General features: G+C 72.6%; 7 protein-coding genes. All 7 read left to right on the top strand.

Features of this window, described 5'->3' with window-relative positions; all coding sequences use genetic code 11:
- The first annotated feature begins 285 nt into the window (after window positions 1-285).
- The 7 genes from ACWEVS_RS28555 to ACWEVS_RS28525 all read left to right on the top strand — a co-directional run bounded on the left by ACWEVS_RS28555 (window position 286) and on the right by ACWEVS_RS28525 (window position 11,335).
- Window positions 286-1,365, top strand: coding sequence for a GNAT family N-acetyltransferase (locus tag ACWEVS_RS28555; protein ID WP_452554072.1), 1,080 nt, complete (start codon window positions 286-288; stop codon window positions 1,363-1,365).
- Window positions 1,366-1,482: 117 nt separating this feature from the next.
- Complete coding sequence (locus ACWEVS_RS28550) at window positions 1,483-2,643, top strand: bifunctional cobalt-precorrin-7 (C(5))-methyltransferase/cobalt-precorrin-6B (C(15))-methyltransferase (RefSeq protein WP_452554071.1); 1,161 nt, start codon at window positions 1,483-1,485, stop codon at window positions 2,641-2,643.
- Between the two features lie 57 nt (window positions 2,644-2,700).
- Window positions 2,701-3,564 carry a sirohydrochlorin chelatase gene (locus tag ACWEVS_RS28545; RefSeq protein WP_354915060.1) on the top strand — a complete coding sequence of 288 codons (864 nt, stop codon included), beginning with the start codon at window positions 2,701-2,703 and terminating at the stop codon, window positions 3,562-3,564.
- Complete coding sequence (cobT, locus tag ACWEVS_RS28540) at window positions 3,561-4,664, top strand: nicotinate-nucleotide--dimethylbenzimidazole phosphoribosyltransferase (protein ID WP_452414624.1); 1,104 nt, start codon at window positions 3,561-3,563, stop codon at window positions 4,662-4,664. The genes ACWEVS_RS28545 and cobT overlap by 4 nt, the downstream gene beginning before the upstream one ends.
- Window positions 4,665-4,728: 64 nt before the next feature.
- A complete protein-coding gene (cobA, locus tag ACWEVS_RS28535; protein ID WP_354915054.1) occupies window positions 4,729-5,961 on the top strand; it encodes a uroporphyrinogen-III C-methyltransferase in 1,233 nt (410 codons plus the stop codon).
- Window positions 5,962-6,518: 557 nt separating this feature from the next.
- Window positions 6,519-9,701, top strand: coding sequence for a dynamin family protein (locus tag ACWEVS_RS28530; RefSeq protein ID WP_452554070.1), 3,183 nt, complete (start codon window positions 6,519-6,521; stop codon window positions 9,699-9,701).
- Window positions 9,698-11,335 carry an ABC transporter gene (locus ACWEVS_RS28525; RefSeq protein ID WP_452554069.1) on the top strand — a complete coding sequence of 546 codons (1,638 nt, stop codon included), beginning with the start codon at window positions 9,698-9,700 and terminating at the stop codon, window positions 11,333-11,335. Before ACWEVS_RS28530 ends, ACWEVS_RS28525 begins: the two co-directional genes overlap by 4 nt.
- The last annotated feature ends 88 nt before the right edge of the window (window positions 11,336-11,423 follow it).

Below are 11,423 nucleotides of genomic sequence, written 5' to 3'. Positions count from 1 at the left end.
ATGCCGACCCCCAGCGCCTCGGCCACCTGCGCGATGGCGGCGAACCGGCAATCGTCCAGTCCGGGCCCGTGCTTGTCGCTTTCACGTCCCAAGGCGTTCTCACCCTTTCAAGCTGCCCGAATCCCGCCCCTACCCGCGCGGCCCTCACCAAACATGACCTTCCGCGGGCGAAGGCCCGGCCGCCGGCCGCCCGGCCATGCGGCCCTCCCGGGGGCGCGAACGGCCCGCGAAACCGGGACTTGTAGGGTTTCGGCACGCCGTTGAGCACTTAGGGGAAAAGTGAGCGTGTTCGACCCTCGCCTTCGCATCACCACCGACCGGCTGACCCTGCGCGCCTTCCATCCCGAGGACGCCGACAGGATCACGACCATCGTCGAAGCCGGTCACCGTTTCCTCCCGCCGGGCGCCCCCGGCCAGGCCGCCGGCGTCGCCGCCTGGCTGGCCACCGGCGTCCACGAGCTCCAGCGCTCGGGCCAGGGCGTCCACCTGGCCATGGTCGACGGCGACGGCCGTATCGTCGGGGCGATCAGCCTGTTCAGGACCCAGTGGAGCGCGGGCATCACCGAGGTCGGCTACGGCGTGCACCCCCTGTACCGCAGCAGGGGCTTCGCCACCGAGGCGGTCCGCGGCCTGGCCGCCTGGGTGTTCGAGACCACCGAGCTGCGCAGGATCGAACTGCGTGCCAACCTCGACAACGGCCCGTCCGTGCGGGTGGCCGAGAAGTCCGGCTTCTCCTACGAGGGCGTGCTGCGCGCCGCCGAGCTCGAGGACGACGGCGCCCACGACCTGGTCGTGTTCGGCCTGCTGCGCGGATCCACCGGATCGCCCAACGTCTTCCCCGAGGACGAGCTGGTCACCCCGCGCCTGCTGCTGCGCAGGCTCACCGCCGCCGACGTGCCCGACCTGACCGCGACCGCCGCCGACGAGATCACCCAGCGGCGCACCAGCGTGCCCCGCGGCTACACCGAGGAGCACGGCAGGTTCTACGCGCTCATGGCGAGCCCGCAGCACCGCATCAGCGGCGCAGGGATCGTCTGGGCGGTCGTCGAGAGGGAGAGCGGCAGGTTCGTCGCCAGCGTCGACCTGAAGAGCACCGAGTGGGGCCACCGCGCCACCGAGGTCGGCTACATGACCGCCCCCTGGGCGCGCGGCAGGGGCTACGCGGGCGAGGCGGTGCTGGCGGTCGCCAGATGGCTGTTCGACAAGCAGGGCTTCCAGCGGCTCCAGCTCCGGGCCGCCGTCTCCAACCTCGCCTCCCAGCGGGTGGCCGAGAAGGCCGGCTTCACGCGGGAGGGCGTGGCGCGCAACGGCGCCGGCAAGGAGGACCTCGTGGTGTACGGGCTGATCCCCGGCGACCTTCCGTGACCTTCCCCGGCCACGCGCGCCCGGGGAGCGTGTCCCTGGACTGACGCCCGCCCCGGACGGAGGATGGCGCGTGACCCGGCTTGCCGTACACACTGGGTCAGGAGGACGGTGAGTCGGATGATCACGGTTATCGGCTGGGACGGATCGCCGCTGTCGGCCAGGGCGACCGACTGCCTGCAACAGGCCACGCTGGTGACCGGTCCCGAACGGGTCCTGCGGCACTTCAAGCTCCCCGTCCCCGGCGGCCAGCTGCTGGCCCTCCTCGACGAGCATCTCGAACAGGGCGAGGGCCCCGCGGTCGTCCTCGCCGACGGCGACCCCGGCTTCTTCGGCGTCGTGCGCGCGCTGCGCGGCCACGGCCTGAAACCGGCCGTCATCCCCGCCAGCTCGCTCATCACGCGCGCCTTCGCCAGGGCGGGCATGAGCTGGGAGGACGCGCTCATCGTCGCGCCCGAGGGGCCGGGGCAGCTCAACAGGGTCGTCAACGCCTGCCGCGCCCACCACAAGGTCGGGCTCATCGTCACCCCCGGCGTCGGCCCCGCCGAGATCGCCAGGGAGCTGGCCCCCACCACACCGCGCACGCTCATCGTCTGCGAGGACCTCGGCGGGCCCGGCGAGCGCGTCACCCACAGCCGCATGGGCGAGGCCACCACCAGGCCGTGGAAGGATCCCGACGTCGTCCTCGTCGTCGACCCGCTCTACCGCGCCGGCGAGCCCGCCTGGGTGGCGGGGGCGGCCCCCGGACCCGACGAGTGGGCCGTCGGCGGCGACCTGCCGTCCGAGGTGAGCGCGTACGTGCTGGCCAAGCTCGGCCCCAGGCTCGGCGACCTCGTCTGGGACGTCGGCGCGGGCTCCGGCGGCATCGCCGTCGAGTGCGCCAGGCTCGGCGCCGCCGTCATGGCCGTCGAGCGCGACGACGAGGCCTGCGCCCGGCTGCGTACCAACGTCATCCGCCAGGGTGTCAAGGTCGCGCTGACCCGCGGCCAGGCCCCGCCCGCGCTCGAGCCGCTCCCCGATCCCGACGCGGTCTACGTCGGCGGCGGCGGCGCCGACGTGATCGTCGCCTGTGCCGCCCGCGTCCCCTCCAGGCTCGTCTGCACGCTCAAGGTCGTCGAGCAGGTGCCCGCCGTCCTCCAGCGGCTGAAAGAGCACGGCTACCGCGCCGAGTGCACCCAGATCCAGGCATCGCGGCTGGTCGTGCAGGCCGACGGCGCCCACGCACTGGCCGCCGAGGACCCCGTCTTCGTCGTACACGCACGCAGAGTGATCTGTGCATGACCAGCGCGCATCGGATATCCTCGCGTGTCTTGTCTACATAAACCCCAGGTCACAGGCGTGGAGATCCCCTTCATGAAGCCGCCGCTGCTGCTCATCGGGCAGGGCTCGCACGACGACACAGGTGCCGCCGAGTTCGGAAGGTTCGTCCACAGGCTGCGTTGCCGCCTGGAGGACAGCTCCGCCGAGGTCTCGGGCGGCTACCTTGCCAAGGCCAAGCCCATGCTGAGCGAATCCGTCGCCTCCCTCGTGGCCAGGGGCCACCACCGGCTGGTCACGCTGCCGCTCAGCCTCAGCCGCATGGAGGACTTCCCCGCGGCCATGGCGCTGGAGCAGGAACGGCATCCCACGCTGATGTACGACCACGGGCGTCCCCTCGGGCCCGACCCGCGCGTGCTGTCCCTGCTGGCCGAACGGCTGGCCGAGGCCGCCGCCGACATGCCCAGGCTGCGCTCCCTCGACGACGTCAAGCCCCGCCTGCGCGTGGTGCCCTCCATCCCCGTCGAGGAGCCGGCCGAGCACATCGAGCCGGCCGAGACCGCGGTCGTGCTGGTCGGCGAGGGCTCGACCGACCCCGCCGCCAACGCCGAGATCCACCGCGTCTCGCGGCTGTTCTGGGAGACCCACGCCTACGACTTCATGACGGTGGAGACCGCCTTCGTCTCCATCACCCCGCCCGGCGTGCCCGGCGGTCTCGAACGCTGCCGCCGCCTGGGCGCCCGCCGCGTCATCGTCGTGCCGTACCTGCTGTTCGCCGGCGGCATGCTGGAGCGCGTCTGGGCGCAGGCACTCGCCTACGGAGCCGGTCACCCCGACCTCGACATCCGCTGCGCCGAGGTGATCGGGGACTGCGAGGTGCTCGCCGACGTGGTCATCGACCGGTACGAGGAAGCACTCGAACTCGCCGAGGGGGTCTCCGCATGACGTTGCAGGACGTGCTCGCCCAGATCACGCCCGCCTCCGCCGCCGCGCTCGCCGACGCCCGCGCCCACCAGAGCCGCCTCACCAAGCCGCCGGGCTCCCTCGGCGCCCTCGAGGAGGTCGCGGTACGGCTGGCCGGCGCGGCCGGCACCTGCCCGCCGCCCATGCCCGAGCCCGCCGCGCTGGCCATCTTCGCCGGCGACCACGGCGTCCACGCGCGCGGCGTCTCCCCCTGGCCGCAGGAGGTGACGCTGCAGATGGTCGGCAACTTCCTGGCCGGCGGCGCGGTCGCCAACGCCTTCGCCGCCCAGGTCGGCGCCTCGGTCACGGTCGTCGACGTGGGCGTCGCCGCGGACCTGCCCGCCGCCGAGGGCCTGCTCTCCCGCAAGGTCGGCTACGGCACCGCCGACCTGTCGGCCGGCCCGGCGATGACCGTCTCGCAGGCCGTCCAGGCGATCGAGGTGGGCATCTCGGTGGCCCGTTCCCTCGTGGCCGACGGCGCCCGCTGCCTGATCACGGGCGACATGGGCATCGCGAACACCACCGCGTCGGCGGCGCTCGTCTGCGCGTTCACCGGCAAGGACGCGGCCGAGGTCACCGGGCGCGGCACCGGCATCGACGACGCCACCCACGCCCACAAGGTGGCGGTCGTCCGCGAGGGCCTGCGCGTCAACGGCCTCACCCCCGCGCCGGAGGCGCCGGAGACCGAAGGAAGCGGCGCCGTCCTGCCGCACGACGCCCTGGAGATCCTGGCCGCCCTCGGCGGGTTCGAGCACGCCGCCATCGCGGGCTTCATCCTCGGCGGCGCCGCGGCGCGGGTTCCCGTCATCCTCGACGGCGTCATCGCCGGGTCCGCCGCCCTGGCCGCCGCCGCCCTCGCACCGGCCGTCGTCGACCACTGCGTGGCCGGCCACCGCTCCGCCGAGCCAGGTCACGCCGCCGCCCTCGACCACCTCGGCCTGCGCCCCCTCGTCGACCTCGAGCTGCGGCTCGGCGAAGGCACCGGAGGGCTGCTCGCCCACCCGCTGGTCTGCGCCGCCGTCCGGGTGATGCACGAGGTGGCGACCTTCGACTCCGCGGGTGTCACGGAGAAGCAGCCCTAGTAATCCGGACCCGGTAGGTTTGCCTCCTGACATACCAATCCTCGCGAACGGGAGATCCGCCGACATGAGCCCCTACCTTCTCGGCCTGCGCCTCTCGGGCCGCCGGGTGCTCGTCGTGGGCGGCGGGCGGGTCGCCCAGCGACGCGTTCCCGCGCTGCTCGAGGCGGGCGCCGACATCACCATTGTGTCGACCAGCGTCACCCCCGCCCTCGACGATCTCATCGCCGCGGGGCGCGTCACCTGGGAGGCCAGGCCGTACCAGGTGGGCGACTGCGACGGTGCCTGGCTCGTCCAGGCCTGCACCAGCGACAGGGCGGTCAACACGGCCATCGCCGCCGAGGCCGAGGCCAAGCGGATCTGGTGCGTGCGCGCCGACGACAAGGACGCCTCCGCCGCGTGGACACCCGCCAGCGGCAAGGTCGACGAGATCTCCATCGCGATCACCGCGGGCGGCGACCCCCGCAGGGCCGCGGGCATCAGGGACGCCGTCGTCAGCGCCCTGCGTGACGGCACCGTCGACGCGCGCCGCAACCGCACCAAACCGGTCGGCGTCGCGCTGGTCGGCGGCGGGCCCGGCGACCCCGGGCTGATCACCGTACGCGGGCGTCAGCTGCTCGCCCAGGCCGACGTGGTCGTGGCCGACCGGCTCGCGCCGCGGGCCCTGCTCGACGAGCTGGCTCCCGACGTCGAGCTGGTCGACGCGGCCAAGGTGCCCTACGGCAGGTCGCTCTCCCAGGAGAAGATCAACGAGCTGCTGATCTCGCACGCCCGCGAGGGCAGGTTCGTCGTCCGGCTCAAGGGCGGCGACCCCTACGTCTTCGGCAGGGGCGGCGAGGAGATGCTCGCCTGCGCCCGCGCCGGCATCCCGGTGACCGTGGTGCCCGGCATCACCAGCGCCGTCGCGGTGCCCGCCGCGGCCGGCGTGCCCGTCACGCATCGAGGGGTGAGCCAGGAGTTCCACGTGATCTCGGTGCACGTGGCGCCCGACCACCCGCAGTCCACCGTCGACTGGCCCGGACTGGCCCGCTCGTCAGGCACTCTGGTGCTCATGATGGCCGTTGAACGTATCGCTTCGATCGCGGAAACACTCATCCGCGACGGACGTTCGCCGGAAACTCCCGTAATGGTGGTACAGGACGGTACTCTTCCGACCCAGCGGGCCGTCACGGCCACGCTTTCCACCGTGGCCGACCGGGTGGCAGCGGCCAAGATCCGGCCACCGGCGATCGTCATCGTGGGCGACGTCGTGCGGATCGGCCAGGAGGTCGAGATGGTTCGAGCGGAGCGCGTGCCGTGAGATCGGCTGGTGACGCCCCCGAGTCCCTGGGGGAGCAGACCCTCAACTTCCGCGCGATCAGGGACGACGACGGTCCCGACCGCGCGGCCGACGACCAGGCGGACATACGGCAGGCGAACGGGGCATCGCCGCCGCCCTCCCCGCCGGACGCCCATGACGCGTCGGCCGCCGACGACCACGAGAACGCGGCGGGGGAGACCTTCTTCGCCTTCGCCCGTCCCGCCCGGCACGACCTGCCCCGGGCGGACGACCACGCCACCCTGGACGCCGAGCCCGCCTTCGACAAGCTGGCACCGATCTCCGACGGCTTCGACGCCTTCAGCCCGTCCCGCCCGGCCCCACCCTCGGCGCCTCACCCGGGATCACCCCCGGCTGCGCATTCGGGATCACACCCGGGATCGCCCCCGGCTGCACGTCCGGCGTCACACCCGGGATCACCTCCGGCTGCGCACCCGGAATCGCTTACGGCTTCGGGCCCGGGATCACAGCCGGGACCGCACCCGGCTGCGCCCCCGGCATCGCGGGCGGCTTCGCGCCTGGATGAGTCGGCGCACCCCATGGAGTTCGACGCGTTCCGGGCCCGGCCGCGAGCGTTCGGTCCAGGGGTCGAGCCCGATCCCGCCGCGTCCGAGCTCCAGGAGGATTCCGGCTCCGCGGAGGATCGTCGTGCCGCCCGCGTCGTGAGGCCTGGCGCCGCAGACCCGACCACCACCGAGTACCCCGCCGAGTCCCTGTCCGCTGACCCGGGCATCGCCGAGTGGCGGCTTGCCGAGGTCTCCATCGGGACACCAGCCGTCGACGAGCCCGCCGAGTCCCCGTCGGCTGAGCCGGGCATCGCCGAGTGGCGGCCTGCCGAGGTCGCCACCAGGACACCAGCTGTCGGCGAGCCTGCCATTGAGGAAGTCCCCGGCCAGGAGTCCACGGCCACCGACTCGGCCGCCGCCGAAGGGACGCCCGCTGGGGCCTCCTCGCCTACTGGCCTGGTTCCGGCCGAGGCCCCTCTCGCCGCTCCTGATGCGGTGGACACGTGGGAGGCGGCTGCCGGAGCGACCGCCTCTGACGAAGCCGCCGCCGCAGCAATGGCCACCGGCGAGGGCACCAGCCTCGAGACGCCCGCCAGCGGCGAGGCCACGGCTGACGACGTTCCTGCCATCGGCGTGGTCGCCACGAGCGCGATACCCGCCGGCGAGATCCCTGCCGCTGCGACTCGCGCCGGCGACACACCCGTCGGCGAGGTGCTCGCTGGTGAGGGCTCCTTCGGTGAGGCGTTCGCCGGTGACAGTCCCTTCGGTGAGACGATCGCCGGGGAGACGCCCGCTGGCGATACTCCCCTCGGCGAGGTGGTCGCCGACGGTGCTTTCTGGGACGAGAACTCCGCCGAAGAGGTGGCTGCCGACGACCAAGCCGTCAGCGAGAGGCCTGCCGCTGACGAGACGCTCGACGAGCGCGGGACCGCCGCCTCCCAGACCGTCACCACCGACGAGATCGCGGATGAGCCAACGACCGAGGCCGGGTCGACGGTCGAGGCTGAGCCGGCGTTCGACGCCGAGCCCCTGACCGAAACCGATTCGGTGACGGAGGCCGACTTCGAGGTCGTCACCGATCCCGAGGCTGTGACCGAGCTCGAGGCGACCGACTGCAAGGAAACCGAGTCCGAGGCCGTAACCGATCCCGAGGCCGTAGCCGATCCCGAGGGCGAGACCGGTTACGAGGGCGGGACCGGTTACGACGGCGGGACCGGCTACGAGGCTCTGACCGGTTTCGAGGCTGTCGCCGAGTTCGAGGGTGCAACCGACCCCGAGGCCGTAACCGATCCCGAGGCTATGGCCGAGTCCGAGGCCGTAACCGACTCCGAAGCCGGGGCCGGTCCCGAGGCTGTGGCTGACACCGACGCTGCGGCCGATCCCGAACCCATGGCCGAGTTCGAGCTCATGGCCGAGCCCGAGCTCATGGCCGAGCCCGAGCTCATGGCCGAGGTCGAGCTCGTGGTCGAAAGCGACTCCGAGGCCGGGTCTGGGGCCGACGACGAGTTGGCCATCGGCGACGGCTCTGCCGTACTCGATGACGAACCTGCCCTCGGTGACGGCACCGCAGTGGAAGAGGACGAGGCTGCCGGGAGGGTCGTCGAGGAGGACCTGCCCGATGTCGCCGCGCAGGCGCTCACCGCCGCCCTGGACGCGCTCAGGGACGCCGTCGCCGGCCTCAGGTTCGGGCTCGACCTGCCGGGCGCCGAGGAGGCGCGCAAGGCGCAGACCGAGATCCTCACGCAGCTGCATGACTACGTGCTGCCGAGGGTGCGGATGAGCACCGCGCCCGCCCTGATCGTCGTCGCCGGCTCCACCGGGGCGGGCAAGTCCACGCTGGTCAACACCCTCGCCGAGAAGAACGTCAGCCGGACCGGCGTGCGCCGTCCCACCACCGGCATCCCCGTGCTCGCCTGCCACCCCGACGACGAGGGCTGGTTCGCCGACGGCGAGCTGCTCGCGGGCCTGCAGCGCATCGAGCGGCAGAGCAGGGAGGCCGCGCCCGACAGCCTCGTGCTGGTCACCACCGAACGGCTGCCGCAGGGCGTCGCGCTGCTCGACACCCCCGACATCGACTCCGTCGTCGAGGAGCACCACGAGATCGCGCGCCGCATGCTCGACGCCGCCGACCTGTGGGTCTTCGTCACCACCGCCGCCCGCTACGCCGACGCCCCCGCGTGGAACCTGCTGCGCCTGGCCAAGGAGCGCGCCGCCAGGATCGCGATCGTGCTCTCGCGCGTGCAGCCCAAGACCAAGGACGTGGTCCTCAAGCACTTCGTCCGGATGCTGACCGAGTACGGCCTGGGCGACGTCGAGCGGTTCGTCATCGAGGAGTCGGCCGTCACCGACGGCAGGCTGCCCCACGGCGACATGACCGAGCTGCGGCTGTGGCTGGCCGAGCTGTCGGTCGACGAGGAACGGCGGGCGCAGGCCGTCCAGGAGACGCTGAACGGCGTCCTCAACAGCTTCCGCACCCGCGTCCCGGCGCTGGCCAGGCACCTGGAGAGCCAGGTAGCCTTCCGCGGCGAGCTGCGCACCGACGTCGACGTCGCCTACTCGGACGCGCTCGCGCACATCGACAACGCCGTGCGAGACGGCAGCCTCATGCGCGGCGAGGCACGCGCCAGGTGGCAGGACTTCGCCGGCTCCGGTGACCTGACCCGCAGCTTCCGCAAGAAGGGCAAACCGGTTCCGACCGAGCGGATCACCGCCTTCCGCGCCGCGCTCCGCACCGCGATCGAGTCGCTCATCACCTCCGCCGCGCATGCGGCGGCTGACGAGGTGGGCGCGCGGTGGCGGCGCCGTACGGAGCTGGGCGCGGGCCTCGACCGGCCCTCGGACGAGCTGGCCCGCCGTACCGGCCGGGCGGTCGCCGCCTGGCAGGACCACGTCACCGAGCTGCTGCGCACCGACGGCGTGACCAAACGGTCGGCCAAGGTCGTCTCGCTCGGCGCCGAGTCGTTCGCGCTGATCTTCATGGTGGGCCTGTTCAGCGCCGACGAGCTGCCCCAGAAGCTGCTCAGGAGCCTGCTGGGCGCCGAGGCGCTGCGCAGCATCAGCACCAAGGCGCTCAGCGACCTGCGCGCCAGGATCGTCATGCTGTTCGACGAGGAGGCCATGCGGTACGTGCGGGCGCTCGACGCCGCCGGCATCCCGGACGAGGCCGCCGCGACCCGCCTCTACCAGGCCACGTACAACCTCGAGGTCGCACGATGAGCATCTACTCCACCACCAAGCCCGGCCTGGGAGCCAGGCTGGCCGCGCTGTCCAAGGTCGTGGAGCTGGGGCAGGGGCGTCTCGACGCCACGCTGCTGGCCGACGCCGTCCACCTGCTCACCAGGGCGGGCGAACGGCTCAAGCTGTCGTCCGACCACACCGTGGTCGCCCTGGCCGGTGGCACGGGCAGCGGCAAGTCCTCGCTGTTCAACGCGATCTCGGGGCTCGAACTGTCGCCCACGGGCGTGCGCCGCCCGACCACCGCCCGCACCCATGCCTGCGTCTGGGGGCAGGAAGGCGCGGCGCCGCTGCTCGACTGGCTGCAGATCCAGTGGCGGCACCGCTTCGCCAGGGCGAGCGCGCTCGACAGGGGCGAGAGCCAGCTGCACGGCCTGGTCCTGCTGGACCTGCCCGACCACGACTCCATCAGAGCCCTCACCGATCCTGAGGCCGACCGGTTGATCGGGGTCGCCGACATGGTGGTGTGGGTGCTCGACCCGCAGAAGTACGCTGACGCCTCCACCCACCGCCGCTACGTCACCGAACTGGCCGGGCACGAGGCGGTCACCGTGTTCGCGCTCAACCAGTCGGACCGGCTGTCCACCGAGGAGGTGGCCGAGCTGGTCATCGACCTCAACGACCTGCTGCGTCGCGAAGGCGTCAACCATCCGTCGGTGGTCCCCACCTCGGCCGTCACGGGCCGCGGCATCGACAGCCTCAAGGGCGTCATCGCCGACGCCGTCTCCAAGCGCAGGGCCGCCATCCAGCGCATCGACGCGGACGTCGACCGCGTCGAACGCCGCCTCAGCCAGGCCATGCCGGTCGGCGCCGCCCTGTCGGCGCCCTCCACCGTGGACGCGGCCCGCCGCGTCGGGCTGACCGACGCGCTCTGCGACGCGGTGGGCGTTCCGGCGGTCGGCGAGGCCATGGAGAGCGTCTACGCCACCCGCTCGGCCTCCTGGATCTCGTGGCCGTTCGCCCGGATCGGCGCGGCCTTCGGCGGAGACCCGCTCAAGACGCTCAAGCTCGGCGACCTGCGCGAGGAGGTCCGCTCGCTGGCCGGAGGGTCGGTCAGCGCCCAGGCGGCCGAGGTCGACAACGCCGTCCAGGCGCTGAGCGACGGCCTCACCGTCGGGATGAACGAGGTGTGGCGTTCGGCCGTGCACCACGCGGCCAGGTCGCGCGCGGCGCAGCTGCCCGAGGCGTTGTCCGACGAGCTGTCGGAGGTCGCGCCGCAGCTGGACAAGGTGCCGGTGTGGTGGCGGCTGCTGCGGCTGTGGCAGTACCTGCTCGTCGTCGCCTTCGTCGCGGGGCTGGCGTGGATGGGAGTGGCGCTGGCGTACGGCGTGTTCTCCGCCGGTCGGCTGCCCGAGCCGTTCGCGCTGTTCGGTGACGCGGCGACGCTGCCGTGGGTGGGGTTGATGACCGCTTCGGTCCTGGGACTGGGGGCGCTGTCCGCGATGGCGTCCAGGAACTTCGTGGCGCTCGGGGCGGCGAACGAGCGAGACCGGCTGGAGCGGGAGATGCGCAGGCGGGTCGCGGGCATCGCGGAGACCATGGTGGTGGAGCCCGTGGAGCGGGAGCTGGCCCGCCACCACGAGTTCTACACGGCGATGAAGGCACTGTCGGGCTGAGGTTCCCGGCTGTCCCCTCCTCCGGATGCTCGAACGCACCGGCCGTTTTTGATCAGTATTCACTGACGCCCATGATCCGTTCCCTTAA

The organism is Nonomuraea sp. NPDC003754, from assembly GCF_053605785.1.
This window is presented reverse-complemented; position numbering and strand designations above follow the sequence as displayed.